Consider the following 24814-nt stretch of genomic DNA (forward strand, 5'->3'; position numbering starts at 1 on the left):
GCCAAACGGTGTCTTGTGGTTATCGGTTCCGGCCTTCGCCGGGACGACACCAAGGGTGTCGTGCGATCCCGGCTAACTAACCAGCTTCCACTCGCCGACAATGCGAAACCGCGCCCCGGCATCGTCCTGCCTGAACAGCGCGATGCGACCGATCGCGAGCGTGTCGAGACCGAGCGTCGCAAATCGCGCCCGCAGCATCTCCAGAATCGGCCCGCGTCGCTCCACGTCCAGCCGCCCCGTCAGCGTCATGTGGAAGCGGAATTCCTCCATTACGTAGGGATAGCCCCAGCGATCGAGATAGTCGCGCTGCCGTTCGCTCAGCTTCTCCGGCTTGCGCCGCGCGCGATCTTCCTCCGTCAGAACCGGACGGAATGAATCGAAATCGCGGACGCAATCGGCGGCGAGCTGCTGGAGATCGCCGGCCGGCTCCGCGGGTATCACGGCAATAAATCCGCTGATGGAATCGACGACCGGCCGGATGACCGGGATCGTCCGCGCCTCGCCGGCGAAGGTCGCGCAGGCTGCCATCAGCTCGGCCTCTGTCTTGCCGGGCGCGAGCGCCATCGGCGCCTTCAGCGTGCCGTGAAAGCCGTATTTGCGGGGATCGGCGGTGATGTCGCGCCAATCCGGCGCGACATGCAACGCGTCGGCGGGAAAAGGCAATTCATCGCCGGTATAGGCATCGTAGCCGAGCAGCTCGGCGCCGAAGCGGGAGAGGGCGCTGTCGGCGCCGGCGGCAAAATAGATCGCGTAGCGGGGAGAACCTGTCATCGTCCGAGCATAACCGGTTTAGGCCGCAACGACAGCCTCGCGCGGCGTTGCCATTGCTGCGAGCAGCCGCGTCGCCTCGGTGAGGTGCACGAGCTTTCCACCCGCGACGACGGCCACGAGCCGTGGCCGCAGCGGCACGCTGTCGTCGACCAGCAGAACGTCCGCGCGCCGTCCTTCCGCGAGCACGCCGCGATCGGTGAGCCCGGTGGCGCGTGCGGGCGCGGCAGAGACCAGGTTCCAGGCTTCGGTCAGCGGCAGCACGCCATCGGCGGCGAGGCGGAACGCCGCGAGCAGCTGCGCGGGATAGTAGTAGTCCGACGCCAGCACCGAGCAGAGCCCCTTGGCGATCATGTCGGATGCCTTGGTCCAGCCGGTGTGGCTGCCGCCGCGCACGACGTTCGGGGCGCCGTAGACAATGGCGTCACCGTGGCTTGCCGCCTCCCGTGCCGTCTCCTCGTTGATGGGAAACTCCGCGATCGCCACGCCCATGGCGCGAAAGCCCTGGCGCATCGCCGGCGTCGCATCGTCGTGCGAGAGCATCCGCACCTCGGCGGCGCGAGCCGCTGCGGCCAGCCGTGACACGGAAGCCGGCACATCCGCAGCGCGGGACACGATGTGTCCGACCAGCCGATCGAAATCGTCGCCCGACAGGCCGGTCCGCTCCACCATGCGGTTTCGCTTGCGGGGCTTGGCCATGTCCCCAACCGTGCCGTCCATATGGTCGTTGAAGGCGAACAGGTCGACGCGGCCCTCGGCGAGCCACTGGCTCATCTCTTGCTCGGCGTCGAGATTGTAGGTCTCGTGGCGCAGATGGAAGCGGGTGTCGGCGGCGAATTGCGGACGCTGCCGTTCGATCGCCTCCATCAGGCCGCGCGCATTGTCGGCGCTGCGCAGGCCCGGCTCCCACGAACAGGTCGTGGCGTGAAACACCGTGGTGATGCCGTTGCTGATCGCCTGGCGGTCGCTGTCGGCGAGCGCGATGTCGATCGGGAAGTCGACGCCGGCGCGCGGCATCATCTGGCGCTCGAAGGCATCGCCATGCAGATCGACGATGCCGGGCAGGACAAGCAGGCCGCGCGCATCGATCGCCAGCCGCGCCCGGCCGCGAGAAGCATCGAGCTCTGCAATGTTCGTCCCGGACACGAGGAGCGAGGTTTCGACCAGCGCGTTGCCGATCAGGGCCCGGCCGCCTTCAATGAGAATGTCTGTCACGCGACCGCGCTTTTCTTGCTGGTGAGAGAACGTGCCCGTGCTTCATATGTTGCGAGGAAATCTTCAATCCCAAGCTTGCGGAAATTCGGCAATGCTTCGCGCAATTTGTCGTGATTCCAGTCCCACCAGGCGAGTCTGGCGAGCCGTCCGGCGACGTCTTCCGAGAAACGGCGGCGGACGATGTGCGCCGGATTGCCGGCGACGATGGTGTAAGCCGGCACGTCCTTGGTGACGACGGCGCCCGCCGCGATCACCGCGCCGGTGCCGATGTTGCGGCCCGGCAGCACGATCGCCCCATGGCCGATCCAGACGTCATGGCCGATATGGACGTGATGCTGGCGTCGCCAGTCGAAGAATTCCGTGTCGTCACTTTCGCCCTCGAAATAGGCACTCGAACGGTAGGTGAAGTGCGCCTGCGTGGCGCGGTGCATCGGGTGATTGCCCGGATTGATCCTGGTCATCGCCGCAATCGAGCAGAATTTTCCGACGGTGGTGTAGGTGATCTGGGCGTCGTTCACGACATAGGAGTAATCGGCCATCGTCACGTCGTGCAGGATCGTGCGCGCGCCGACTTCAGTATAGGCGCCGAGCCTGGTCTCGTGGAGCTTCGCGGAAGCGTCGATGGTCGGGTGAACCGAGAGCGTTTGGCCGGCCATGTTGCATCCGTAGTTCGTGGGCAGGCGCTTCTCATCGAGCGGCTTGATGACAATGTCATGACGTCGCGATGACAGGGGATGAGGTGTGTAGGATCGCCGCACTGCAATGCGCATGTCACACAAGTGTCAAGTGCCGGCGATAGCGGTGGGTCCCGGCTACTCTGGAGCCCTGCATGCTGGTGGTTGAAGGTCTGACGTGCCGCTTCGGCGCAAAAGCCGCGGTGGACGACGCTTCGTTTCAAATTTCCCCCGGCGGCTTCGTCGGAGTGATCGGACGGTCCGGCGCAGGCAAGTCGACGATGCTGCGCATGATCAACCGGCTGGCGACGCCGACACAGGGCCGCATCCTGTTCGACGGGCTCGACGTCACCGCGTTGCGCGGCAAGGAGCTGCGGCAGTGGCGGGCGCGTTCGGCCATGATCTTCCAGCAGTTCAACCTGGTCGGCCGGCTCGACGTGCTCACCAACGTCCTGATGGGGCGCCTCGCGACAATGCCGGCCTGGCGCTCGCTGACGCAGACCTGGCCCGAGCAGGACAAGGCGCTGGCGATGTCGGCGCTCGAGCAGTTCGATATCGCTTCGCTCGCCGCCCAGCGCGCCGACCAGCTCTCCGGCGGCCAGCAGCAGCGTGTCGCGATCGCCCGCGCGCTGGTACAGCAGCCCGACATCATCCTTGCCGACGAGCCGATCGCCTCGCTCGACCCGCGCAATACCAAGATCGTGATGGACGCCCTGCTGCGCATCAACAAGCATTTCGGCATCACCGTGCTCTGCAATCTGCATTCGCTCGATCTGGCGCGCTCCTATTGCGACCGCCTGATCGGCATGGCGCAGGGCCGCGTGGTGTTCGACGGCGTGCCGGCTGAGCTGACCGATCACGTTGCCCGCGAGCTCTACGATCTCGAAGCCGCCGATGTCATGGGTGGCACGCCTGTCCCGGCGCCCGAGGGCGTTCCGGCACTTGGAACGGCCGCGGCCGCTTGAGCCGCGCCTGTTTGGTTTTCAGTTTTTGCGCAACCGACCCCAACCGATGAAGAGGGTATCATGATCACTCGCAGATTAGTTCTTGCCGGCGCCGCCGCGCTCGCGTTCACGGCTTCCGCCTCCGCCGACGACTGGAAAGCCAAATATCCCGAGCTGACCTTCGCGGTCGTTCCGGCCGAGAACGCCTCCGGCGTCACCGAGCGCTGGGCGCCGTTCATGAGCTATCTCTCCAAGGAATTGGGCGTGAAGGTCACGCTGCGCATCGCCAACGACTATGCCGCTGTGATCGAAGGCCAGCGCGCCGGCAACATCCACATCGCCAGCTACGGCTCGGCCTCGTTCGCGCGCGCCCGCCTGACCGGCGTCAAGACCGACGCCTTCGCCAACGACATCAACGCCGACGGCTCGACCGGCTACTATTCGGTGTTCTTCGTCAAGGCGAGCAGCGCCTACAAGAAGATCGACGACCTCAAGGGCAAAAACCTCGGCCTGGTCGACCCGAACTCGACCTCCGGCAACAACGTGCCGCGCTTCGAGCTCGACAAGATGGGCATCGCCGACGCCGACAGCTATTTCGGCAAGGTCGTCTTCACCGGCAGCCACGAGAACGCGATGCTGGCGCTGGCGCAGGGCACGGTCGACGTCGCCGCCAACCAGTGGACCAGCGACGACGATTCGACGCTGGCGCAGATGCTGACCAAGGGCATGCTGAAGAATGCCGACGGCTCGCCGATGAAGAAGGACGATTTCCGCGTCATCCACAAGTCGGCGGCGATCATCAACGGTCCCTACGCCTATAACTCCGACCTGCCGGACGACGCCAAGGCGGCGATCACGAAGGCGTTCTTCGATGCTCCGGCCAAGGACAAGGTGGCCTTCGATCGCCTCCAGGACGGCCAGAAGAAGGGTTTCCATCCCGCCACCACCAAGGACTGGGATGGCACGATCGAACTGATCAAGTTCGTCGATGCACTGCGTAAGAAGAAGGCGTCCTGATCTCGGGACGATGCACTGGAGCCGGGTCGATGGACCCGGCTCTTTCTCTTTTGACCAGCCACTCTCCCTGATCTGATGACAGTCGCGGTTTCGATCCTCCCCGAGCAGCAATTGGCTGTGCTGAACGCTGCCTATGGTCAAGCCGTCGCGCGCCGGCGGTGGCGCCTGCTGCTGGGCGCCGTGATCTTCGCCGCCGCGCTGGTTCTCGCCGCGGTCGGCGCCGAGGTGAATTTGCGCACGCTGTTCACCTATTTCGGCAATTTCCTCAGCTATTTCGACCGCATCTTCACCCTCGACAATGGCCAGCGGGTCTGGACCGATGTCGGCGAGTGGCTGTGGGGCTGGCGCAAATGGCTGAGGATGCTGGGCGAGACGCTGCTGATCAGTTACGTCGGCACGCTGATCGGCGCGACCCTTGCCTTCGCCCTGAATTTTTTCGCGGCTGAGAATACGTCGCCGTCGTCCTGGCTGCGCTTCGTCGTGCGCCGCCTGCTCGAATTTGCCCGCACCGTGCCCGGCATCGTCTTCGCGCTGATCTTCGTGATCGCCTTCGGGCTCGGACCGATGGCCGGCGTGCTCGCGATCGCGATCCACTCCACCGGGGCGCTCGGAAAACTGTTCTCGGAGATCGTCGAGAATGCCGACATGAAGCCGGTCGAAGGCATCCGCTCGACCGGCGCGAGCTGGCTGTCCTGCATGCGTTTTGCGATCGTGCCGCAGGTCACCGCGGGCTACGCCAGCTATGCGCTGCTGCGCTTCGAGATCAACGTTCGCGAAGCTTCCGTGATGGGCTTCGTCGGCGCCGGCGGCATCGGCCAGGAGCTCGTCGTCGCCATCCGCAAGTTCTATTACTCCGATGTCAGCGCCATCCTGCTCACCATCATCGTCACGGTCTTTATCATAGACATCAGCACCGGCTGGCTGCGCGGTCGCCTGTTCGGCAAGGAGGCGCGGTCGTGACAGCGCCCCGGGAGGTCGACACCGCAGCGCTTCGCGCACGCTATCCCGACGTGTTCGACCGGCCGGCCTCGGCGCGGCTCGCCATGCCCGCGATGATCGTCACGGCCCTCGCGATCCTGGTCTACGGCCTCGTCGATCTCGATTTCTCGCCGTCGCGGTTCTTCGCAGGGCTGAGCCAGCTCGGCTGGATCAGCGTGATGATGATCCCGCCGGATCCCGGCTCGTCGCTGCCGGTCTACCTGAAAGCGATGGGCGAGACGCTGTCGATCGCGCTGCTCGGCACCACGCTGGCCGCCGTCTTCGCACTTCCCGTCAGCCTGCTCGCGGCGCGCAACGTGGTGCCGTCGAGTGTCCTGCGCTTCCCCGTGCGACGCTTCCTGGATTCGATCCGCGGCGTCGACACGCTGATCTGGGCGCTGGTGTGGATCAACGTGGTCGGGCTCGGCCCGTTCGCCGGTGTGCTCGCCATCGCCGTGTCGGATTTCGGCGCCTTCGGCAAACTGTTCTCGGAGGCGATTGAGGGCGCCGACAAGAAGCAGGTCGAGGGGATCCGTGCCTCCGGCGGCAGTGCGCTGCACGAGATCCGCTTCGGCCTGTTGCCGCAGGTGCTGCCCGTGATCGCCGGCCAAGTGCTGTATTTCATCGAATCCAACACGCGCTCGGCCACCATCATCGGCATTGTCGGCGCCGGCGGCATCGGCCTCCAGCTCGCCGAGCAGATCCGCGTGCTGGAATGGCAGAAGGTGTCGTTCCTGATCCTGATGATCCTGGTCGCGGTCGCCGCGATCGATTTCATCTCGAGCAAGCTGCGGTTTGCGATCATCGGGCCGCGGGCTGTGGCCTGATCGTAGGTGCCGTAGCTTCCATTTAATGGTTGCTACGACTCCACCAAAAACTCCACCCGCTCCGCAGCGAAGCGCGAATGCTTGGTCACCAGCGGCTTGCCGTCGAGATCGTGGTCGGTCGCGTCGACCACCAGGATCGGACGTCCCAGCGCCAGCTCGAGCCGCGCGGCGTCGGTGGCGTCCACGATGCCGGCGGTGATGCGGGTGGCGCCGCGGCGATAGTCACGGATGCCGTAATGCTCGAGCAGTTTCGTCATCGACCGTGTCGCGGCAAAGACGTCGCCCGCACCCGGGAACAGCTGCGCCGACAGCCACGTCGTGGAGACACAGATCGGCGTGCGGTCGGCGAGGCGCATCGCCTCGATCCGAATCAGCGGTGCGCCGGCCTTCAATCCAAGTTCCCGCGCCAGTTCGCGGGTCGCGACATCATCGGACGCCTCGATCAGCCGGCCATGCGGTTCGCGGCCGTCGGCGCCGACGATCTCGGAGAAACGGGTCCGCGAGCGCAGCGGATAAGCGAGCTTCTGCGTCTCGACATAGGTTCCGCTGCCGCGTTCGGCCCGCACGATGCCGCGCTCGGCAAGGGCGGCCAGCGCGCGCCGCACGGTGTGGCGGTTCACGCGATAGGTTTCGGCGATCTCCATCTCGCCCGGCAGCTTGTCGCCGGCCGCAAAGCGGCCGTCGGCGATGCCGCGTTCGATGCCGTCGGCAACGAGGCGCCACAGCGCGACGCCCGAGGAAGCTGTGTCCTGCATGCTCATGTGGCCGCGAAGCTACTCCAGAAATCACAGCTTTGTCACGAAACAGTCATGGCGCTCCCGTATCAAGTTGTCTAGTATCATAGACAACTTGGATTCGGCAAGTTCGGCAAAAAGCCCGGTGGATTTGGTGACCCAGAACAACAATCAGCAAGCCCAGCGCCAGGCCGCGATGGCCGTGCTGGCGCACGCGGAGGCGGGCGAGATCGCCGCTCGCCTCCGCGCTCTCGCCCTGCCGGCGCATCAGGATCTGCGCGCGCCGGAAAACGGCCTCGTCATGCTACGCGGCCGGGTCGGCGGCGACGGCGCGCCGTTCAACCTCGGCGAAGCGACGGTGTCGCGCGCCGCGGTCAGGCTCGCGAGCGGCGAGGTCGGATTCGGTTACACGCTCGGCCGCGACGGCGAGAAGGCGCGGCTGATCGCGCTATGCGATGCGCTGGTGCAGTCGAGGGATTTCGGCGGCGCGGTGGAGCGGGACGTTATCGGGCCGTTGCGTGAGCAGCTTATGATCAGGCGCAAGCACGCTGCGGCCGAGACCGCCGCGACGAAGGTTGATTTCTACACCATGGTGCGCGGTGAGGGGTGAGATCATGACCACGATTGCGGAACTTCCCCCCGGTTTCGCCGACAAGGTGCTGTCGGCGCAATCGACCTTTCGCTCGGTGATGGACGCGATGGCGCGGCCGGGATCGGTCCAGCGCATCGTGCCGACGGCCGGCACGTCGCATACGATGATGCGCGGCACGGCCGCGATCGCGCTGACGCTGTTCGATCACGACACGCCGCTCTGGCTCGATGCGCGCATGTCGGAAAGCTCCGATGTCGCGAAATGGCTGAAGTTCCATACCGGTGCGCCGGTCATCCAGGACTCCTCGATCGCCAGCTTCGCGCTCATCAGCGACGGCGCCTCGCTCCCGGCGCTCGAGCGCTTCGCGCTCGGCACCAGCGAATATCCGGATCGTTCGACCACATTGATCCTTCAGGTCGAGAGCTTGGAGTCGGGACGCAGCTTCGAGCTGCGCGGCCCCGGCATCGACGGTGTCGCGACGCTCCAGGCGTCGATCAGGCCGTTCGACCTGTTCGATCGCCTGCGCGTCAATGAAACGCTGTTTCCGCGCGGCATCGATATGGTGCTGGTCGCCGATGACGCCGTGGTTGCGATCCCCCGCACCACGCGGGTCGTGAACAAGGGAAGCTAGTCGCATGTATGTCGCAGTCAAAGGCGGCGAGCGCGCCATCGAGAACGCCCATCGCCTGCTCGCAAATGTGCGGCGTGGCGACCAGAGCGTCCCGGAAATTTCCCTCGACCAGATTTCGGAGCAGCTCGGTCTCGCCGTGGACCGCGTCATGAGCGAGGGCTCGCTCTATGACCGCGAGCTCGCGGCGCTCGCGATCAAGCAGGCGCGCGGCGATTTGATCGAGGCGATCTTTCTGGTTCGCGCCTTCCGCGCCACGCTGCCGCGCTTCGGCGCCAGCGAGCCGGTCGAGACCGGCGCGATGCGGGTGCGGCGGCGGGTGTCCTCGACCTTCAAGGACATTCCCGGCGGCCAGATCCTTGGCCCGACCTTCGATTATACGCATCGCTTGCTCGATCCCTCGCTCGCCCAGGGTTTCGTTCCGGAAACGCCGGCGACGGCCGAAGCATCGACCGTACCGACGCCGCGCGTGACCGACATTCTCGGCCGCGACGGCCTGATCGAATCCTCGCCGCAGGCCGAAGAGGGCGCGAGCGTCGGCGACCTCACCCGCGAGCCGCTGAATTTCCCGGCCGACCGCGATTTGCGCCTGCAGAACCTCGCGCGCGGCGACGAAGGTTTTCTGCTGGCGATGGGTTATTCCACCCAGCGCGGCTACGGCCGCAACCATCCCTTCGCCGGCGAGATCCGCTTCGGCGAGGTCGAGGTCGAATTTTCGGCGGAAGACGTCGGCTTCGCCGTGCCGCTCGGCTCGATCGAGCTCACCGAGTGCCAGATGGTCAACCAGTTCAAGGGCTCCGCGACGGAAGCACCGTGCTTCACCCGCGGCTATGGCCTCGCCTTCGGCCAGAGCGAGCGCAAGACCATGTCGATGGCGCTGGTCGACCGCGCACTGCGTGCCCGCGAGCTCGGCGAAGAGGCACTCGCCCCGGCGCAAGATGAGGAATTCGTGATGTCGCATTCGGACAACGTCCAGGCGACCGGCTTCGTCGAGCATCTGAAGCTGCCGCATTATGTCGACTTCCAGTCCGAGCTCGGCCTGTTGCGCAAGCTACGCAAGGAATTCACTGAGGCCAATGCGCCCGGCGTCATGAAGGAGGCCGCGGAATGAACGCGCCCGCCTATAATTTCGCCTATCTCGACGAACAGACCAAGCGGATGATCCGACGCGCGATCCTGAAAGCCATCGCGATCCCCGGCTATCAGGTGCCGTTCGCCAGCCGCGAAATGCCGATGCCTTATGGCTGGGGCACCGGCGGCGTGCAGGTCACCGCCGCGATTCTTGGGCCGCAGGACGTGCTGAAGGTGATCGACCAGGGTTCCGACGACACCACCAACGCGATCTCGATCCGCAAATTCTTCGCCAAGACCGCCGGCGTCGCCACGACCACCGCGACGGAAGATGCGACCGTGATCCAGACCCGCCATCGCATCCCCGAGACGGCGCTGCACGAAAATCAGGTGCTGGTCTATCAGGTGCCGATCCCCGAACCCCTCCGTTTCCTCGAGCCGCGCGAAACCGAGACGCGGCGCATGCATGCGCTCGCCGAATACGGCCTGATGCATGTGAAGCTCTACGAGGACATCGCCCGCTTCGGCCATATCGCGACGGCCTACGCCTATCCGGTCAAGGTCAACGCGCGCTACGTGATGGACCCGTCGCCGACACCGAAATTCGACAATCCCAAGATGGACAATTGCCCGGCGCTGCAATTGTTCGGCGCCGGCCGCGAGAAGCGCATCTACGCGATTCCGCCCTACACGAAAGTCGTGTCGCTCGATTTCGAGGACCACCCCTTCGAGCCGTATCGTTTCAACGCGCCCTGCGCGCTGTGCGCCGCGGAGAATTCCTATCTCGATGAGATCGTCACCGACGACAAGGGCGGGCGCATGTTCGTCTGCTCCGACACCGATTATTGCGAGGGCCGCCAGGCCGCCGGCCATCACGGCAGCCTCAGCGCCGCGCCGTACAAGGAGAAGGCGGGCTCACATGGCTGATCACGACATGCTCGAGAATGTTGAGCCATTGCTGGTCGCGAAATCCCTCAGCAAATCCTATGGCCGCATCGCCGCGTGCCGCGACGTGTCGTTCTCGCTCTATCCCGGCGAAGTGCTGGCGATCGTCGGCGAATCCGGCTCGGGCAAGTCGACGTTGCTGCAGATGCTGTCGGGACAGCTCACGCCGAGCGGCGGCGAGGTCTCTTACCGGATGCGTGATGGGATCACGCGCGATCTCGCGACGCTTGGCGAAGCCGAGCGGCGCTTCCTGTACCGCACCGACTGGGGCTATGTGCACCAGGATCCCGCGCAGGGCCTGCGCATGGCGGTCTCGGCCGGCGCCAATGTCGGCGAGCGGCTGATGGCGGTGGGTTGGAATCACTACGGCCGCATCCGCGATACCGCGTCGGACTGGCTCACCCGCGTCGAGATCGACATCGCACGCATCGACGACGCGCCGCGGACCTATTCCGGCGGCATGCGCCAGCGTCTCCAGATCGCGCGCAATCTCGTCACCGAGCCGCGGCTGGTGTTCATGGACGAGCCGACCGGCGGCCTCGATGTCTCGGTACAGGCGCGCCTGCTCGATCTCGTGCGCAGCCTCGTTGCAGAGCTGCACCTCGCCGTCATCATCGTCACCCACGACCTGGCAGTGGCGCGCCTGCTGTCGCATCGCGTGATGGTGATGAAGGGCGGCCGCGTCATTGAGACCGGCCTCACCGACCAGGTGCTCGACGATCCGCGCGAGCCCTATACGCAACTCCTCGTTTCCTCGATTCTGCCGCCATAATTTCCAACATGAGCCTTCCAACATGAGTCCCGCAATGACCGCCATGATCGACATCGCCGACGCCAGGAAGACTTTTACGATGCACCTGCAGGGCGGCATCGAGCTGCCGGTCGTCAGCGGCGTGTCGTTTCACGTCAATCCGGGCGAATGCGTCGTGCTGTCGGGGCCATCAGGTGCCGGCAAATCGTCGATCCTGAAGATGATCTTCGGCAATTACCGCTGCGATTCCGGCCGCATCGGCATCCGTCATCGCGGCGCGGTGGTCGATCTCGCGACGGCGGAGCCGCGGCAGGTTCTCAACGTCCGCCGCTCCACCATCGGCTATGTCAGCCAGTTTTTGCGGGCGGTGCCGCGGGTGGCAACCATCGACGTGGTCGCCGAGCCCCTGATCGTCAACGGGCTGGCGCGCGCCGAGGCGCAAGCCCGCGCAGGTGAGCTCCTGCACCGTCTCAACATCCCCGAGCGGCTCTGGCAGCTTCCGCCCGCGACCTTCTCCGGCGGCGAGCAGCAGCGCGTCAACATCGCGCGCGGCTTCATCTCGGAGCTGCCGATCCTGCTGCTCGACGAGCCCACCGCCTCGCTGGATGCCGCCAACCGCGCCGTCGTGGTCGAGCTGGTCGCCGAGAAAAAACGCCAGGGCGTCGCCATGGTCGCCATTGTCCATGACGACGAAATCCGTCATCTGATTGCCGACCGTATCGTTGACGTCACCAGCTTTGCCGCCGCCTGAAGGAAGAGGGAAATGAACGCCAAGCCGAAGGAAACATTGATCGCCAACGCCAGGATCGTGCTGGCGGAACGGGTGATCGAGCAGGGCTGGCTTGCTCTTGTTGATGGACGCATCGCCGAGATCGGTGCGGGCAGGGCGCCTGCGGGGGCAGAGGATGCCGGCGGCGACCTGATCATGCCCGGCCTGATCGAACTCCACACCGACCATCTCGAAGCGCATTACGTACCGCGCCCAAAAGTGTTCTGGAATCCGGTCGCGGCCGTGATCTCCTATGACGGCCAGCTCGCGACCTCGGGCATCACCACGGTGTTCGACTCGCTCCGGGTCTGGCGCGAGGACGGTGCCGAGGACGTCGATGGCCGCGCCGGCGTGCTCGCCGCCGCCATCACCACCGCCCGCGATGCCAATTTTCTGCGCGCCGATCACTTCCTGCATCTGCGCTGCGAAATACCGATGCCGAGCGTAGTCGAGGAAGCCAGGGAGTTGATCGATCGTCCCGACGTCCGCTTGATGTCGCTGATGGACCATACGCCTGGTCAGCGCCAGTTCCGCGATGAAGGAAAGCTGCGCGACTATTATCGCGGCAAGAACGGTGGCAAGACCGACGCCGAGCTCGACGAGTTGTTCGCAAAACGCTTCGAATATCAGAAGCTCTATGCCGCGGCCAACATGCGCGAGATCGTGGCGCTGGCGCATGAGTACAAGATCCCGCTCGCCAGCCATGACGACACCACCGAGGAAAACGTGGCGGACGCCCTGCGCGATGGCGTTTCGGTCGCCGAGTTCCCGACCACGCTGGAGGCCGCGCGCGGTCTGCATCAGGCCGGCATTGGCATCCTGATGGGCGCGCCGAACGTGGTGCGCGGCGGCTCGCACTCCGGCAACATCGCCGCGGTCGATCTCGCCCGCGAAGGCCTGCTCGACATCCTGTCGTCGGACTACATCCCGTCCAGTCTTCTGATGGCCGCGCTGCAATTGCCGGAGCATGTGCCCGCGATCAGCCTGCCGGCGGCGGTTCGCACCGTGACGAAGGCGCCCGCCGAGGCGGTTGGCCTGTCCGATCGGGGTGAAGTTGCCGTTGGCAAGCGCGCCGATTTGATCCGCGTGCATGTTGCGGGCGACGTCCCCGTCGTCCGCAGCGTCTGGCGCGAAGGAAACCGCGTCGCATGAGCGAGACCGCGACCATGGCCGCGGACGAAGCAGGCGGGATCGGACCCGGACGGCTGGTGCTCGTGGTCGGTCCCAGCGGCGCCGGCAAGGACACACTTCTGCGGCTCGCGCAGGCGGCCTGCATCGACGACCACGATGTCGTCTTTCCGCGCCGTGTCGTGACGCGTGAATCCTCCGCCGACGAGGACAACATGGCGATGACCCCCGACCAGTTTCGTCGTGCGCGGGAGCATGGCGACTTCGCGGTGTATTGGGAGGCGCATGGGCATTCCTACGCCCTGCCGCTCGAAATCAACGATGACATCCGTGCCGGTCGCGCGGTTGTCGCCAACGTCTCACGCACGGTGATCGGGGCGCTGCGCCAGACATATGCAAATGTCGTGGTGGTCGCGATCACGGCGCCGCCGGACGTGCTGGCGCAGCGGCTTGCCGCCCGCGCCCGGCACACCGACGGCAATCTCGCCGACCGCCTCGGGCGCAGCGTCGACGATGCGTCGGCCAATGCCGATGTCACCATCCTCAATGCGGGCAGCGCGGAATACCACAGCCGCCACCTCGTGCGCGTGATCAGGAACGAAAGCTGGCACGAATAGCCGGCGCAATCAGGAGAACGGAATGTCGGTGATCGAAACGGTCGAACAGCTCGAAGCCATCTACGGCGCCACCAACGACGCCTCGACCGTGAAAGTCGCCGACCACGTCACGCCGCTCTACCGGGTCTTCATCGAGAAGGCGCCGTTTGCCGCGCTCGCCACCATCGGGCCGGAGGGCATCGACTGCTCGCCGCGCGGCGATCTCCCCGGCTTCGTTCGTGTCCACGATCCCAAGACGCTGATGCTGCCGGATCGCCGCGGCAACAACCGGGTTGATTCCCTGCGCAACATCGTGCGCGATCCTCGGGTGTCATTCATGTTCCTGATCCCCGGCTCCGGCAATGCGGTCCGCGCCAATGGCCGGGCGCATCTCTCGGTCGATCCTGAGCTGCTGGCCTCCTTCAAGGTCGAAGGCAAGGCGCCGCGCAGCGTTATGGTGATGAACGTCGACGAAATCTACTTTCAATGCGCCCGCGCCATCGTCCGCTCCGACCTCTGGAATCCCGACAAGCGCATCGACCCCGAGACCCTGCCGACGCCTGGACAGATCCTCGCCGAGATGAGCGAGAACAAGGTCGGCGGTGCCGAGTACGACCGCATCTGGCCGGAGCGCGCCGCCGCGACGATGTGGTGAGTGTGCTTCCTTCTCCCACCAGAAGAGAAGGAAGATCTCCCTTAGTTGAACGCCATCCCGCCGCTCAGCGCGATCGTCTGCCCCGTCATGTAGGCATTGTCGACCAGCAGCATCACGGCTTTCGCCACCTCGTCCGCCGTGCCGAAGCGGCCGAGCGGGATGCGGCTGACGAGCTGGGGTTGGCCGCTCATCATGTCGGTCTCGATCAACGACGGTGCGACCGCGTTGACGGTGATGCCTTCCTTCACCAGCCGCGCAGCATATCCTCGCGTGAGCCCTTCCATGCCGGCCTTGGACGCATTGTAGTGCGGGCCGATCGAGCCGGCGCCGCGCGCTGCGCCGGAGGAGATGTTGACGATGCGGCCCCATTTTTTCGCGCGCATGGCCGGCAGCACCGCCTGTGTACACAGGAACACGGATTTCAGATTGACCAGGATGGTGCGGTCGAAATCGTCTTCGGTGAGGTCATCGACCCCGCGCGTGATGGCGATGCCGGCATTGTTGACGAGGATGTCGATGGGGCCGAACTCGGCCGTGACGCGCTTGACCATTCCAGCCACTGCGTCGCGCTGCGACACGTCGGCCGCAACAGCGATGGCGCGTCCGCCGCGCTTGCTGATTTCGTCCGCCAACTGCTCGGGCTGTCCGATCCGCTCGCGGCAGTTGATCGCCACGGCGGCGCCGGCTTCGGCCAGCGCGCGACAGACGGCGGCGCCAATTCCGCGCGACCCGCCGGTGACGAGCGCCGTGCGTCCCTGGAAATTCCCTGACATGTCAAACTCCCGCAGCTGCGTCCAGAGGTGCAAGGATATCATGCGGCGCTTGCTCTGCGGTTGAACTTGTCGCGAGAGATGCCGTTCGTGGCGCGGGGCGGAACGTCTGCGTGCCCGATCAGCTCCGGCGGTGCGCTCTGGTGCGCGCCGCCTTCTTGGCGGCAGCGGATCGGGTCTTGGCGCCCTTGGTGCGGGATGCCTTGCTGGCTGCTGCCGAGCGCGCGGCGGCACTGCGGCGGCTTGCGGCCTGCTTGGCCTGCCGCGACAGAGCGCTGCGAGAGGCCGTGCTGCGTGGTTCCTTCTTCAGCACCTGCTTGACCGCCTTTGCAACGCGTGGCCGCCGCTTCGGATGCCGTTCGCCCTGGCCGACCTCATAGGCATATTTGGCGCTACGGCGCGTCGATTTCTTGGTGCGCCCCTTGCGGGGCGGCGGCAAATCGACGCCGGCGCGGCGCGCTTCGGAGAGGCCGATGGCGATGGCTTGCTTTGTCGAGCGTGCGCCGTGCTCGCCTTTTCTGATTTTGTCGATCTCGTCCTTGACGAATTCGCCGGCCTGCGTGCTTGCCGATTTGCCGACGCGCTTGTCCTGCTTGGCCTTGCGGATCACTTCCTGTCTTGGCATGGCGGGTTCCCTTCGAGATGTCCAGGGACGTCTGACCGCAACGCGCAAGACGGACGATCGATCCGTTCAGTTCCGGAGCGCTGCCAGCAGCTCGTCCGGACGTTCGGCCATGATCATGTGGCCGGCGCCCGGCACCACAACGGTCTTCGCATGCGGGATCGCCGCGGCGAGCGCCTTGCCCGCCTTTACCGGCGTCATCATATCGCGCTCGCCGAGGATGAGGGTCGCAGGCACCTTCACGCTCGCGGCCGCTTGAAGCGCATTCGCGTAAGCATTGCAGGCCGACAAATCCCGGAACAGCACGCCCGGCTCGCAATGCTTCAACACGGCCTGCGCGCCGCCATGCATCCACAGTCCCGGCGCGAGGCTGCCGCCGAGCTCGGCGTTGAAGCCGAGGCCCCAGATCGAGACCATGTCGACGGCGTCCTGGTCGTTGGCTTCGGCTGCCTTCAGCAGATCCGGGCCGACCGTCATGGTCGCGGCCGTGCCGATCAGGCTCAGCGCGGAGACCTTTTCGGGATGCCGTGCCGCCGTCTCCAGCGCGATCAGCGATCCCATGGAATGGCCGATCAAATGCGCCTTCGCGATGCCTGCCGCATCGAGCAGCGCGGCCGTCCAGTTGGCCATCTCCGCGATGCTGCCAAGCGAAGGTCCAGGGGAGCGGCCGTGACCGGGCATATCAGGCGCCAGCACCGCAAAACCGTGATGGGCGAACCAGCGCGTGTGCAGCGCCCAGGTCGAACGATCAAAGCCGGCGCCGTGGAGGAAGACGACCGCGGGCAGGGATTTGTCGAAGTCGCGGCCGCCGGTTGCGACAAACACCTCGGCGCCGTTGACGGAGAGCTTCATGGTGTCAGACCTTTTGCGATATGCGCAGCGCTTGGGAGAGATCGTCGATGATGTCGCTTGCCGTTTCGATGCCGACCGACAGCCGCACCAGCTCTTCGCCGATGCCGGCTGTCTTGAGCTGCTCGGCGTCCATCTGCTGATGCGTGGTCGAGGCAGGATGGATCACCAGCGTCTTGGCATCGCCGACATTGGCAAGATGACTGACCATGCGCAGCGCCTCGATGAACTTGCGGCCCGCAGGTCGGCCGCCCTTGATGCCGAAGGAAACGATCGAGCCGGCGCCGCGCGGCAGCAATTGTTTTGCGAGCTGGTAGTCCGTGTGATCCTCGAGCGAGGGATGCAGCACCCAATCCACCGCCTTGTTGGCTTTCAGTGCTTCCAGCACGAGGTGCGTGTTCTGCATGTGGCGGTCCATGCGCACGCCGAGCGTCTCGACGCCCTGCAAGAGCTGGAACGCGTTGGTCGGCGACAGGCAGGCGCCGAAATCGCGCAGGCCTTCGGTGCGGGCGCGCATGATGAAGGCGGCGGTTCCGAACTGCTCGTCGAAGACGATGCCGTGATAGCCGCCATAGGGCTCGGTCAGCACGCCGAACTTGCCAGAGCCGCGCCAGTCGAAGCGGCCGCCGTCGATGATGGCGCCGCCGATCGCGATGCCGTGGCCGCCGATCCATTTGGTCGCCGAATGCATGACGATGTCGGCGCCGAGCTCGATCGGCCGGCTGAGATAGGGCGTGGCAAAGGTGTTGTCGATCAGCAGCGGAATTTTTGCGTCATGCGCGATCGCCGCGACCTTGGGAATATCGAGCACCTCCAGCCCGGGATTGCCGATGGTCTCGCCGATCACCAGTTTCGTGTTCGGCTTGATCGCCGCGCGGAAGGCGTCGAGGTCGCGCGGCTTCACAAAGGTGGTGGTGATGCCGAAGCGCGGCAGCGTGTGCGCCAGCAGATTGATGGTGCCGCCATAGAGCGAGCTCGACGCCACGATATGATCGCCGGCGTTCAGAAGCGTGGCGATGGCGAGATGCAGCGCGGCCATGCCGCTCGCTGTGCAGATCGCGCCGACGCCACCTTCCAGCGCCGCGAGCCGCTCCTCCAGCACGCCGGTGGTCGGATTGGAGATGCGCGTATAGATGTGGCCGGCGCGTTCGAGATTGAACAGCGCGGCGGCGTGATCGGAATCCTGGAACACGTAGGAGGTGGTCTGGTAGATCGGCACCGCGCGGGCACCGGTCGCGGGATCCGGATGCTGGCCCGCATGCAGGCTCAGGGTCTCGAAGTCAGGCGGTTTTGGCGCGGGCATGCGTGGCCTCGTTGGTCGGTCGGCGAGGCGGCTCTTGTGCCACAAAAATGCGCGCGAAGTCAGCCCATTGACAGGGCCGCATCGATGGTGCGCTCCCTCGCCCCGTTCTTACGGGGAGAGGGTTGGGGTGAGGGGCTCTCTCCGCGACGACGGTGAAGGTTGAATTCGTGGAGAGTCCCCCTCACCCGCCGCGCTTCGCGCGTCGGCCTCTCGCCGCAAGCGGGGAGAGGCGAAGCTAACCCCGGATCGCCTGCTCGATGATCCGCGCCTCGCGCAGCAGGATCTCCGCGACCTCCTGCTCGCGGCGGGGGCCGAGCCTCGTTCGAACGGCGGAGACGGTCATCGCGGCCGCAGGGCGGCCGTCCGGCGTCTTGATCCAGGTCGAGATCGATTTCGTGCCCTGCACCAGGCCGATCTCCCTCATGCCGTATCCCCGCCGCCGCGCGGCGGTGACCTGGCCGAGTACCGTCGCAACATCGGTCTGGTAGGCCTCGTATCTCTTCTCGTTGGCTGCGATGATCTTTCGCGCGTCCTGCGCCGACATCGCGGCGAGGATGGCGACGCCGGCGCTGGAGACGCCGAGCGGCCGGCGCGCGCCGACCTCGATCGACAGCACCTGGATCGGATAGATTCCGATCCTGCGATCGATGCACAGCGTATCGTTGCCGGTCCGCACCGTCAGGAACAGCGTGTCGCCGATCTCGGTGGACGCACGTTGCAGCGACGGATTTGCCGCGATCAGCAGCCGCGACGGCCGGGCCCGTGCCAGCGCGAGCTCCGGCACCTGGTTGCCGATCGCGTAACGGCCGGTTTTGTCGTGCCGTTCGACGATGCCTTCCTCGATCAGCACGTGGACGATGCGATGCACGGTCGGACGGGTGAGGCCAGTCGCCCGCACCACCTCGGCCAGCGGCACGCCGTCTTCGCGGCCTGCGGCGAGAATGCGCAGCACCGCGAGCGCGCGCCGGATCGTCTGCGCGCCCTGTCGCGGTTCCGTCATGCGGCGGGCGGATTTCGCGGAAGTCGTCTTGTCCATCATATGGACAAGAACGCCACAATTTACTCGACAGGTAAAGCGCGCATCTGGAGATTGCGCTCCGATCGAGATGCCATGCGGAACGTCTGGGCATTCGACGTGGAATTGGAAGCGCCGCCGGGAGGTTAACATGAGATTAATCTGGATTGCCATAGCTGCCGTCACGGCGATGCTGGCGGGACCGGCGTCGGGCCAGCAATGGCCGGCGCGCAGCGTCAAGCTGATCGTGCCCTATCCGGCTGGAGGCAATGTCGACAGCGCTGCGCGCATCGTCGCCGACAAGCTCCAGGAAAAGCTCGGCCAGCCCTTCATCATCGAGAACAAGGCCGGCGCGGGCGGCATGATCGCGGGCGAGGCTTTCGCGAAATCCGCGCCCGACGGCTACACGCTGTTCGTCGGCGCCAACGGCCCGGTGCTGTTCGCGACCGAGATCAACAAGCGCGACGCCTACAATTGGAAGAAGGACTTCCTGCCGATCACGACGATCTCGATGACGCCGCTGGTGCTCGAGGTGCATCCGTCGGTGCAGGCGACGACGTTCAAGGAATTCATCGACCTCGCCAAGCGCGAGCCCGGCAAGCTGACGATGGCCTCGCCCGGTCCCGGCACCACCAACCATCTGCTCAGCGAGCTGATGCAGTCCAACCTCGACCTGCAATGGGTCACCGCGCACTACCGCGGCAATGCGCCGGCGATCAACGACCTGCTCGGCGGCCAGGTGCAGTTCGCGTTCGACCAGCTCACGGTCAGCCTGCAGCACATCAAGGCCGGCCTGTTCCGCGCGCTCGCCGTCACCAGCCCGCACCGCCTGAAGTCGCTGCCTGACGTGCCGACCTTTGCCGAGCTCGGCTACAAGGATTTTGACGGCCAGACCTTCACCGGCCTGTTCGCGCCCGCGGGCACGCCGGCGCCTGTGATCGACAAGTTGCACGAGGCACTGACCGCGATCCTGAAAGACCCCGCCGTGGTCGACAAGTTCGAAAAGCTCGGCGGCGAAGCCGTCGCGATGACGCCGGACGAGTTCAAGGCCTATCTCGAGCGCGAGGACGCCAAATGGATTCCGGTCGTGCGCAAGGCCAACATCAAGGCGGATTGATCGATGCGGATCGACCCCACCGAGCTCGGCGCCGAGCGCATCTACCGGCTGATGACCGGCATCGTGGTGCCGCGCCCCATCGCCTGGGTGACGAGCCTGTCGCGGAGCGGCGTGCTCAACCTCGCCCCCTTCAGCGCCTTCACCTTCGTCTCGCAGAAGCCGCCGATGCTGGCCATCAGCGTCGGCCGCAAGGGAAGTGACTACAAGGACACCGCGCACAACATCCTCGATACCGAGGAATATGTCATCCACATCGCCGATACGCCGCTGATGCAGGCGGTGCACGACAGCTCGGTCGAGCATCCGCCCGAGATCAGCGAGGTCTCCGAGCTTGGCCTGGAGACGCTCGCCAGCGAACGCATCAAGGTGCCGCGGCTTAGCGTTGCGCCAGTCGCGATGGAATGCCGCTTCCGGCAGTGCCTGGAATTCGGCGACGCCCGCAGCCGGCTGATCGTCGGCGAAGTCGTGATGTTCCACATCCGCGATGGCCTCGTCAACGACGGCAAGGTCGAGACCGCGGCGCTCGACCCGATCGCCCGCATCGGCGGCCCGCGCTACGCCCGCCTCGGCGAGATCGTGACGCTGCGCGGCGTGTTCCAGACCCCCAAATCGACCGACTGAGCGCGCCGCTACTGGGCGCACCTCGAAATTATTGGAGAACGACAATGCGACTCGTAAGCTATCTCCTGGACGGAGAGCCGCGCTATGGTGCCGCCGTTGAAGGCGGTGTGGTCGATCTGACCAGGCGGATCGGCCGCGACTTCTCCGACGTGAAGGCGCTGATCGCGGCCAATGCGCTCGCCGATGCGCAGGAAGCCGTCGCCGGACAAAAGCCGGACCACGCACTCGACGATCTCGTGCTGCTTCCGCCGGTGCTCGCGCCGGAAAAGCTCTGGTGCATCGGCGTCAACTACGCCGAGCGCAATGCCGAATACAAAGACAGCTCGGACCTGCCCAAATATCCGAGCCTGTTCGTGCGCAGCATGTCCTCGATGACCGGCTCCGGCCAGCCGCTGGAGAAGCCGCACGTATCCGAGCAGCTCGATTACGAAGGCGAGCTCGTCATCGTGATCGGCCAGGGCGGCCGTCACATCCCGCGCGAAAAGGCCTGGGCGCACATCTTCGGCATGACGCTGTGCAACGAGGGCACGATCCGCGACTGGCTGCGCCACGGCAAGTTCAACGTCACGCAGGGCAAGAACTTCGACCGCTCCGGCAGCATCGGCCCGTGGATCGTCACGGCGGACGAGCTCGACCCGCGCGGGCCTCATGACATCATCACGCGCGTCAACGGCGAGGTGCGGCAGCAGGACACGACCGAGCGGCTGATGTTTCCGTTCGACTATCTGATCTCCTATCTCTCCAGCTTCGCCACCTTGAAGCCCGGCGACATGATCGTGACGGGCACGCCGACCGGCGCGGGCGTTCGCTTCGATCCGCCGCGCTGGCTGAAAGTCGGCGACGTCGTCGAGGTCGAGTCCAGCCGTATCGGCGTGCTGCGCAATACCGTCGCAGCGGAGCAGTAAGCCATGCTGGATGCCTCCACGATCGAACGCCTTGCCGCGCGCCTGGATGAAGCCGAGCGCAGCAAGACGCTGATCACGATGTTCTCGAAGGACTATCCGGGTTTCAGCATCGAGGATGCCTACGCGGTTCAGCGGGCCTGGACAAAACTCCAGCTCGGCCGCGGCCGAATCATCAAGGGCCACAAGATCGGCCTCACTTCGAAGGCGATGCAGAACGCGGTCGGCATCAAAGAGCCCGATTACGGCGTGCTGTTCGCCGACATGTTCTATGCCGATGCCACGCCTATCCCGTTCGACCGTTTTCACGCGCCGCGGATCGAGGTCGAGCTCGCCTTCGTGCTGAAGGCGCCGCTGCGCGGGCCCGATTGCACCATCTTCGACGTCCTCAACGCCACCGACTACGTGACCCCGGCGCTGGAGATCCTGGAGACGCGCATGCACCGCGTCGACCCTGAAACGGGCAAGGCGCGCAAGGTCATGGACACGATCTCGGACAACGCCGCGAACGCCGCGCTGGTGCTCGGCGGCCGGCCGTTCCGCCCGATGGATGCGGACATGCGCTGGATCGGTGCGCTGCTGTTCCGCAACGGCGAGGTCGAGGAGACCGGACTTGCCGCCGGCGTGCTCAATCACCCGGCGAACGGCATCGCCTGGCTCGCCAACCGTCTCGCGCCGCATGACGAACATCTCGCGGCCGGCGAGGTGGTGCTGGCGGGATCGTTCACGCGTCCCGTCGACATCCGCCGCGGCGATACGTTTCATGCCGACTATGGCGCATTCGGCTCGGTGTCGTGCCAGTTCGTCTGAACCAACAATAAAGCGGGAGCGCACCATGACGGGCCACACGCGGCGCAAGAGCATTCATATCGGCGGTTTCAAGCACGCCAATCCGATCCCTAACGCCTGCCGCATCGGCAATCTCGTGATGTCGGGTGTCATCCTCGGCCGCGATGGCGCCGGCGTGATGCCGGAGAGTCTCGACGCGCAATGCGCCAACATGTTCGCGCATATGAAGGCAACGGTGGAGGCCGCCGGCGGCACCATGGACGACATCATCAAGATGACGGTGTGGTTGAAGGACCGTACGCAGCGCGGCCCCGTCAATGTCGAGTGGCTCAAGATGTTTCCGGACGAGCATTCGCGCCCGGCGCGCCACGCGCTGTCGATGGACAATATGGACGGCGGCGCGCTGGTGCAGTGCGACTTCACTGCCGTGATCGACTGAGGGAGTTTTGCGCATGCCGACCTATCTGCCGTTCGACCCTAACCCGCGCCGTCCGGTCAAGGCGCCGCCGCCCAAGACCGTCGACAGCCAGTTTCACGTGCTCGGTCCCGTGGACAAATATCCGGAGCGTCCCGGCGCTGCCTATCGGATGCCGACCGCGACCTGGGAAGCGGCGTTGCGCGTGCACAAGACGCTCGGCATCGAGCGCGGCATCATCGTGCAGACCACCACCTATGGCGCCGATCATGCCGTCGTGCTCGACGGCCTCGTCGCTATGGGCCCGAACTATCGTGGCTGCGCCAACGCGCTGGTGTTCGCGGAGGCGAACGATTCCTATCTCGCCAGGCTGCATGATGCAGGCGTGCGCGGCGCGCGCTTCAGCTTCCGCCAGGAGCTCGGCGCCGTGCTGTCGGATCACGACTTTGCCCGTGCCATCGCCCGTATCCGCGAGCTCGGCTGGTACGTCAAGATCCAGCCGGAGAAGGACGGCATCGTCTCCAGCGTCGCCAAATACGAAAATCTCGACGTGCCCGTGCTGATCGACCACATGGCACGGCCCGACCCCGAGGCCGGCAAGGACGATCCGAACCTGCGCAAGATGCTCGAGCTGCTCGCCAAGGGTAATTTCTGGGTGATGCTGTCGCTCGGCGAGAAGACCTCGAAGGCCGGCCCGCCCTACGACGACGTGATCCCGATCGCGCGCGCCTATATCGAGGCCGCTAGCGACCGCTGCGTCTGGGCCAGCGACTGGCCGCATCCGGTCTCGGTCAAGCAGCCGCCCAACGACGCCGATCTGCTCGAACTGATGTACCGCTACGCGCCCGACCAGGCGACGCTGGAGAAGATTTTGGTGCACAATCCGGCGAAACTGTTTGGGTTTGCCGACTGAGGCTCTGAGCGCACGCCTCGTCCTTCGTGACGACCGCTCCGCGGTCTCCTCAGGATGAGGCTAAGCCGCATCGCTGCTCGTCAAATGCCTGCCGAGCACTCCGTCCTCATCCTGAGGAGCCCGCCTAAGGCGGGCGTCTCGAAGGATGGGCCGCAGGCGAAACCGCTGCTCACGCCGCCAGCCTGTCCCGTATCTCGGCCGCGATCTCGAACGAGCGCAGCCGTGCGGTGTGGTCGTAGATCTGCCCCGTGGTCATCAGCTCGTCCGCGCCGGTCTCGGCGATCAGCGCCTTCAGCTTCTGCTCGACCATTTCAGGCGAGCCGACCGCGGAGCAGGACAGCGACTGGGCGACCATGGCCTTTTCGGCCGGCGACCACAGCGCGTCCATGTCGTCAGTCGGCGGCGGCAGCGGGCCGGGCGTGCCGCGGCGCAAATTGATGAACTGCTGCTGCAGCGAGGAGAACATGCGCTGCGCCTCCGCGTCGCTGTCGGCAGCGAACACGTTGACGCCGACCATCGCATGGGGCTTGTCGAGCTGCGCCGAGGGCTCGAAGCGCGCGCGATATTCGCGCAGCGCCGGCATCATCATTTGCGGCGCGAAATGCGAGGCGAACGCGAACGGCAGGCCCAGCATCGCCGCAAGCTGCGCGCCAAAGGTGCTCGATCCCAGGATCCAGAGCGGCACCTTCGTGCCCATGCCGGGCACGGCACGGATGGTCTGGTTCGGCTTGACGTCGCCGAGCAGCGCCTGCAATTCCAGCACGTCGTGCGGAAAGTTCTCCGAACTCGTCGCGAGGTCGCGCCGCAGCGCCCGTGCGGTGAGCTGGTCGGTGCCGGGCGCGCGGCCGAGCCCGAGATCAATCCGCCCGGGATAGAGCGAGGCCAGCGTGCCGAACTGCTCGGCAATGATCAGCGGCGAGTGGTTCGGCAGCATGATCCCGCCGGACCCGACTCGGATCGTCCTGGTCCCGCCCGCTATGTGCCCGATCACCACCGACGTCGCCGCGCTGGCGATGCCCGTCATGTTGTGATGCTCGGCCAGCCAGAACCGCTCGTAGCCCCAGCCCTCGGCATGCCGGGCGAGATCGAGCGAATTGGCAAACGCCTGCGACGCATCGCCACCCTGACGGATGGGCGCGAGGTCGAGCACGGAGAAGGGGATCATGGGGCTACCGGATGGATGCGATGCGTCTGCAAGCATCACAT

The 24814-nt window shown here is 65.6% G+C and carries 29 protein-coding genes; 19 read left to right on the plus strand and 10 right to left on the minus strand.

Annotated features, from left to right (window positions below; genetic code table 11):
- Positions 1 to 72: 72 nt before the first annotated feature.
- The 3 genes from IVB31_RS32595 to IVB31_RS32605 are packed head-to-tail and all read right to left on the minus strand — an operon-like array spanning position 73 to position 2639.
- Positions 73 to 771, minus strand: coding sequence for a DUF1045 domain-containing protein (locus IVB31_RS32595; protein WP_247332156.1), 699 nt, complete (start codon positions 769 to 771; stop codon positions 73 to 75).
- Between the two features lie 18 nt (positions 772 to 789).
- Entirely contained in the window at positions 790 to 1983 is a 1194-nt protein-coding gene (locus IVB31_RS32600) for an alpha-D-ribose 1-methylphosphonate 5-triphosphate diphosphatase (RefSeq protein WP_247332157.1), read from the minus strand.
- A complete protein-coding gene (locus IVB31_RS32605; RefSeq protein WP_247332158.1) occupies positions 1980 to 2639 on the minus strand; it encodes a chloramphenicol acetyltransferase in 660 nt (219 codons plus the stop codon). Before IVB31_RS32605 ends, IVB31_RS32600 begins: the two co-directional genes overlap by 4 nt.
- Positions 2640 to 2812: 173 nt before the next feature.
- Here IVB31_RS32605 and phnC point away from each other — a divergent pair, with 173 nt between their 5' ends.
- From phnC to phnE (IVB31_RS32625), 4 genes are all read left to right on the plus strand, one after another.
- Entirely contained in the window at positions 2813 to 3622 is an 810-nt protein-coding gene (phnC, locus tag IVB31_RS32610) for a phosphonate ABC transporter ATP-binding protein (RefSeq protein WP_247332159.1), read from the plus strand.
- A gap of 60 nt (positions 3623 to 3682) precedes the next feature.
- On the plus strand, positions 3683 to 4618 hold the full coding sequence (phnD, locus tag IVB31_RS32615) for a phosphonate ABC transporter substrate-binding protein (RefSeq protein WP_247332161.1): 936 nt from the start codon (positions 3683 to 3685) through the stop codon (positions 4616 to 4618).
- Positions 4619 to 4693: 75 nt separating this feature from the next.
- Entirely contained in the window at positions 4694 to 5578 is an 885-nt protein-coding gene (gene phnE / locus IVB31_RS32620) for a phosphonate ABC transporter, permease protein PhnE (RefSeq protein ID WP_247332164.1), read from the plus strand.
- Positions 5575 to 6423, plus strand: a complete 849-nt coding sequence (phnE, locus tag IVB31_RS32625; protein ID WP_247332165.1) for a phosphonate ABC transporter, permease protein PhnE — start codon at positions 5575 to 5577, stop codon at positions 6421 to 6423. Before phnE (IVB31_RS32620) ends, phnE (IVB31_RS32625) begins: the two co-directional genes overlap by 4 nt.
- A gap of 32 nt (positions 6424 to 6455) precedes the next feature.
- Here the strand turns inward: phnE (IVB31_RS32625) and phnF are convergent, their stop codons facing one another.
- Complete coding sequence (phnF, locus tag IVB31_RS32630; protein ID WP_247332166.1) at positions 6456 to 7184, minus strand: phosphonate metabolism transcriptional regulator PhnF; 729 nt, start codon at positions 7182 to 7184, stop codon at positions 6456 to 6458.
- 118 nt (positions 7185 to 7302) lie between these two features.
- On the opposite strand from phnF, the gene phnG reads away from it, so the two are divergent.
- From phnG to IVB31_RS32675, 9 genes are read left to right on the plus strand one after another with little or no spacing between them, the layout of a single operon-like run.
- A complete protein-coding gene (phnG, locus tag IVB31_RS32635) occupies positions 7303 to 7767 on the plus strand; it encodes a phosphonate C-P lyase system protein PhnG (protein WP_247332391.1) in 465 nt (154 codons plus the stop codon).
- 4 nt (positions 7768 to 7771) lie between these two features.
- Positions 7772 to 8380, plus strand: a complete 609-nt coding sequence (phnH, locus tag IVB31_RS32640; protein ID WP_247332167.1) for a phosphonate C-P lyase system protein PhnH — start codon at positions 7772 to 7774, stop codon at positions 8378 to 8380.
- Between the two features lie 4 nt (positions 8381 to 8384).
- Positions 8385 to 9488: a carbon-phosphorus lyase complex subunit PhnI gene (locus IVB31_RS32645; protein ID WP_247332168.1), complete on the plus strand. Its 1104-nt coding sequence runs from the start codon at positions 8385 to 8387 to the stop codon at positions 9486 to 9488.
- The gene (locus IVB31_RS32650; RefSeq protein ID WP_247332169.1) at positions 9485 to 10375 is read left to right on the plus strand and encodes an alpha-D-ribose 1-methylphosphonate 5-phosphate C-P-lyase PhnJ; all 891 of its coding nucleotides are present in this window, start codon (positions 9485 to 9487) and stop codon (positions 10373 to 10375) included. Before IVB31_RS32645 ends, IVB31_RS32650 begins: the two co-directional genes overlap by 4 nt.
- Positions 10368 to 11165 (plus strand): phosphonate C-P lyase system protein PhnK, encoded by a 798-nt coding sequence (gene phnK / locus IVB31_RS32655; protein ID WP_247332170.1) that lies wholly within the window; start codon positions 10368 to 10370, stop codon positions 11163 to 11165. Before IVB31_RS32650 ends, phnK begins: the two co-directional genes overlap by 8 nt.
- A 34-nt stretch (positions 11166 to 11199) precedes the next feature.
- Positions 11200 to 11895, plus strand: coding sequence for a phosphonate C-P lyase system protein PhnL (phnL, locus tag IVB31_RS32660; RefSeq protein WP_247332171.1), 696 nt, complete (start codon positions 11200 to 11202; stop codon positions 11893 to 11895).
- A gap of 12 nt (positions 11896 to 11907) precedes the next feature.
- Positions 11908 to 13065, plus strand: a complete 1158-nt coding sequence (locus tag IVB31_RS32665) for an alpha-D-ribose 1-methylphosphonate 5-triphosphate diphosphatase (protein WP_247332172.1) — start codon at positions 11908 to 11910, stop codon at positions 13063 to 13065.
- On the plus strand, positions 13062 to 13658 hold the full coding sequence (gene phnN / locus IVB31_RS32670) for a phosphonate metabolism protein/1,5-bisphosphokinase (PRPP-forming) PhnN (RefSeq protein WP_247332174.1): 597 nt from the start codon (positions 13062 to 13064) through the stop codon (positions 13656 to 13658). Before IVB31_RS32665 ends, phnN begins: the two co-directional genes overlap by 4 nt.
- A gap of 22 nt (positions 13659 to 13680) precedes the next feature.
- A complete protein-coding gene (locus IVB31_RS32675; protein WP_247332175.1) occupies positions 13681 to 14292 on the plus strand; it encodes a pyridoxamine 5'-phosphate oxidase family protein in 612 nt (203 codons plus the stop codon).
- A gap of 41 nt (positions 14293 to 14333) precedes the next feature.
- Here the strand turns inward: IVB31_RS32675 and IVB31_RS32680 are convergent, their stop codons facing one another.
- The 5 genes from IVB31_RS32680 to IVB31_RS32700 form a co-directional block, all read right to left on the minus strand.
- Positions 14334 to 15065, minus strand: coding sequence for a 3-oxoacyl-ACP reductase family protein (locus IVB31_RS32680; protein ID WP_247332176.1), 732 nt, complete (start codon positions 15063 to 15065; stop codon positions 14334 to 14336).
- A gap of 118 nt (positions 15066 to 15183) precedes the next feature.
- The gene (locus tag IVB31_RS32685; RefSeq protein ID WP_247332177.1) at positions 15184 to 15687 is read right to left on the minus strand and encodes a DUF6496 domain-containing protein; all 504 of its coding nucleotides are present in this window, start codon (positions 15685 to 15687) and stop codon (positions 15184 to 15186) included.
- A gap of 66 nt (positions 15688 to 15753) precedes the next feature.
- Complete coding sequence (locus IVB31_RS32690) at positions 15754 to 16536, minus strand: alpha/beta hydrolase (RefSeq protein WP_247332178.1); 783 nt, start codon at positions 16534 to 16536, stop codon at positions 15754 to 15756.
- A 4-nt stretch (positions 16537 to 16540) separates the two neighbouring features.
- On the minus strand, positions 16541 to 17836 hold the full coding sequence (locus tag IVB31_RS32695) for an O-acetylhomoserine aminocarboxypropyltransferase (RefSeq protein WP_247332179.1): 1296 nt from the start codon (positions 17834 to 17836) through the stop codon (positions 16541 to 16543).
- Positions 17837 to 18071: 235 nt separating this feature from the next.
- Positions 18072 to 18872: an IclR family transcriptional regulator gene (locus IVB31_RS32700; RefSeq protein ID WP_247332394.1), complete on the minus strand. Its 801-nt coding sequence runs from the start codon at positions 18870 to 18872 to the stop codon at positions 18072 to 18074.
- Between the two features lie 130 nt (positions 18873 to 19002).
- Here IVB31_RS32700 and IVB31_RS32705 point away from each other — a divergent pair, with 130 nt between their 5' ends.
- Genes IVB31_RS32705 through IVB31_RS32730 form a run of 6 tightly spaced genes read left to right on the plus strand, consistent with a single transcriptional unit; the run spans position 19003 to position 23608 of the window.
- Positions 19003 to 19968, plus strand: coding sequence for a tripartite tricarboxylate transporter substrate binding protein (locus tag IVB31_RS32705; RefSeq protein ID WP_247332180.1), 966 nt, complete (start codon positions 19003 to 19005; stop codon positions 19966 to 19968).
- A 3-nt stretch (positions 19969 to 19971) separates the two neighbouring features.
- Positions 19972 to 20589 (plus strand): flavin reductase family protein, encoded by a 618-nt coding sequence (locus IVB31_RS32710; protein ID WP_247332181.1) that lies wholly within the window; start codon positions 19972 to 19974, stop codon positions 20587 to 20589.
- A gap of 44 nt (positions 20590 to 20633) precedes the next feature.
- Positions 20634 to 21494, plus strand: a complete 861-nt coding sequence (locus tag IVB31_RS32715; protein WP_247332182.1) for a fumarylacetoacetate hydrolase family protein — start codon at positions 20634 to 20636, stop codon at positions 21492 to 21494.
- A 3-nt stretch (positions 21495 to 21497) separates the two neighbouring features.
- Complete coding sequence (gene hpaH, locus IVB31_RS32720) at positions 21498 to 22301, plus strand: 2-oxo-hept-4-ene-1,7-dioate hydratase (RefSeq protein WP_247332184.1); 804 nt, start codon at positions 21498 to 21500, stop codon at positions 22299 to 22301.
- 25 nt (positions 22302 to 22326) lie between these two features.
- Positions 22327 to 22719, plus strand: coding sequence for a RidA family protein (locus IVB31_RS32725; protein WP_247332187.1), 393 nt, complete (start codon positions 22327 to 22329; stop codon positions 22717 to 22719).
- A gap of 13 nt (positions 22720 to 22732) precedes the next feature.
- Positions 22733 to 23608, plus strand: a complete 876-nt coding sequence (locus IVB31_RS32730) for an amidohydrolase family protein (RefSeq protein WP_247332189.1) — start codon at positions 22733 to 22735, stop codon at positions 23606 to 23608.
- A gap of 169 nt (positions 23609 to 23777) precedes the next feature.
- Here IVB31_RS32730 and IVB31_RS32735 read toward each other — a convergent pair whose 3' ends face one another.
- Positions 23778 to 24773, minus strand: a complete 996-nt coding sequence (locus IVB31_RS32735) for an LLM class flavin-dependent oxidoreductase (protein ID WP_247332193.1) — start codon at positions 24771 to 24773, stop codon at positions 23778 to 23780.
- Positions 24774 to 24814 lie beyond the last annotated feature (41 nt).

It is taken from the genome of Bradyrhizobium sp. 21, from assembly GCF_023073335.1.
GTDB lineage: Bacteria > Pseudomonadota > Alphaproteobacteria > Rhizobiales > Xanthobacteraceae > Bradyrhizobium.

What these genes read in the sequence shown, in the direction of transcription:
- phnC (WP_247332159.1), top strand. Translation starts at nt 2,813, where the DNA reads ATGCTGGTGGTTGAAGGTCTGACGTGCCGCTTCGGCGCAAAAGCCGCG.
- IVB31_RS32695 (WP_247332179.1), bottom strand. Translation starts at nt 17,836, where the DNA reads ATGCCCGCGCCAAAACCGCCTGACTTCGAGACCCTGAGCCTGCATGCG.
- IVB31_RS32595 (WP_247332156.1), bottom strand. Translation starts at nt 771, where the DNA reads ATGACAGGTTCTCCCCGCTACGCGATCTATTTTGCCGCCGGCGCCGAC.
- phnF (WP_247332166.1), bottom strand. Translation starts at nt 7,184, where the DNA reads ATGAGCATGCAGGACACAGCTTCCTCGGGCGTCGCGCTGTGGCGCCTC.
- IVB31_RS32605 (WP_247332158.1), bottom strand. Translation starts at nt 2,639, where the DNA reads ATGGCCGGCCAAACGCTCTCGGTTCACCCGACCATCGACGCTTCCGCG.
- phnN (WP_247332174.1), top strand. Translation starts at nt 13,062, where the DNA reads ATGAGCGAGACCGCGACCATGGCCGCGGACGAAGCAGGCGGGATCGGA.
- IVB31_RS32645 (WP_247332168.1), top strand. Translation starts at nt 8,385, where the DNA reads ATGTATGTCGCAGTCAAAGGCGGCGAGCGCGCCATCGAGAACGCCCAT.
- IVB31_RS32725 (WP_247332187.1), top strand. Translation starts at nt 22,327, where the DNA reads ATGACGGGCCACACGCGGCGCAAGAGCATTCATATCGGCGGTTTCAAG.
- IVB31_RS32650 (WP_247332169.1), top strand. Translation starts at nt 9,485, where the DNA reads ATGAACGCGCCCGCCTATAATTTCGCCTATCTCGACGAACAGACCAAG.
- IVB31_RS32715 (WP_247332182.1), top strand. Translation starts at nt 20,634, where the DNA reads ATGCGACTCGTAAGCTATCTCCTGGACGGAGAGCCGCGCTATGGTGCC.
- IVB31_RS32735 (WP_247332193.1), bottom strand. Translation starts at nt 24,773, where the DNA reads ATGATCCCCTTCTCCGTGCTCGACCTCGCGCCCATCCGTCAGGGTGGC.
- phnE (WP_247332164.1), top strand. Translation starts at nt 4,694, where the DNA reads ATGACAGTCGCGGTTTCGATCCTCCCCGAGCAGCAATTGGCTGTGCTG.
- IVB31_RS32685 (WP_247332177.1), bottom strand. Translation starts at nt 15,687, where the DNA reads ATGCCAAGACAGGAAGTGATCCGCAAGGCCAAGCAGGACAAGCGCGTC.
- hpaH (WP_247332184.1), top strand. Translation starts at nt 21,498, where the DNA reads ATGCTGGATGCCTCCACGATCGAACGCCTTGCCGCGCGCCTGGATGAA.
- IVB31_RS32690 (WP_247332178.1), bottom strand. Translation starts at nt 16,536, where the DNA reads ATGAAGCTCTCCGTCAACGGCGCCGAGGTGTTTGTCGCAACCGGCGGC.
- IVB31_RS32710 (WP_247332181.1), top strand. Translation starts at nt 19,972, where the DNA reads ATGCGGATCGACCCCACCGAGCTCGGCGCCGAGCGCATCTACCGGCTG.
- phnK (WP_247332170.1), top strand. Translation starts at nt 10,368, where the DNA reads ATGGCTGATCACGACATGCTCGAGAATGTTGAGCCATTGCTGGTCGCG.
- IVB31_RS32705 (WP_247332180.1), top strand. Translation starts at nt 19,003, where the DNA reads ATGAGATTAATCTGGATTGCCATAGCTGCCGTCACGGCGATGCTGGCG.
- IVB31_RS32675 (WP_247332175.1), top strand. Translation starts at nt 13,681, where the DNA reads ATGTCGGTGATCGAAACGGTCGAACAGCTCGAAGCCATCTACGGCGCC.
- IVB31_RS32730 (WP_247332189.1), top strand. Translation starts at nt 22,733, where the DNA reads ATGCCGACCTATCTGCCGTTCGACCCTAACCCGCGCCGTCCGGTCAAG.
- phnL (WP_247332171.1), top strand. Translation starts at nt 11,200, where the DNA reads ATGACCGCCATGATCGACATCGCCGACGCCAGGAAGACTTTTACGATG.
- IVB31_RS32665 (WP_247332172.1), top strand. Translation starts at nt 11,908, where the DNA reads ATGAACGCCAAGCCGAAGGAAACATTGATCGCCAACGCCAGGATCGTG.
- IVB31_RS32700 (WP_247332394.1), bottom strand. Translation starts at nt 18,872, where the DNA reads ATGGACAAGACGACTTCCGCGAAATCCGCCCGCCGCATGACGGAACCG.
- phnH (WP_247332167.1), top strand. Translation starts at nt 7,772, where the DNA reads ATGACCACGATTGCGGAACTTCCCCCCGGTTTCGCCGACAAGGTGCTG.
- IVB31_RS32680 (WP_247332176.1), bottom strand. Translation starts at nt 15,065, where the DNA reads ATGTCAGGGAATTTCCAGGGACGCACGGCGCTCGTCACCGGCGGGTCG.
- phnD (WP_247332161.1), top strand. Translation starts at nt 3,683, where the DNA reads ATGATCACTCGCAGATTAGTTCTTGCCGGCGCCGCCGCGCTCGCGTTC.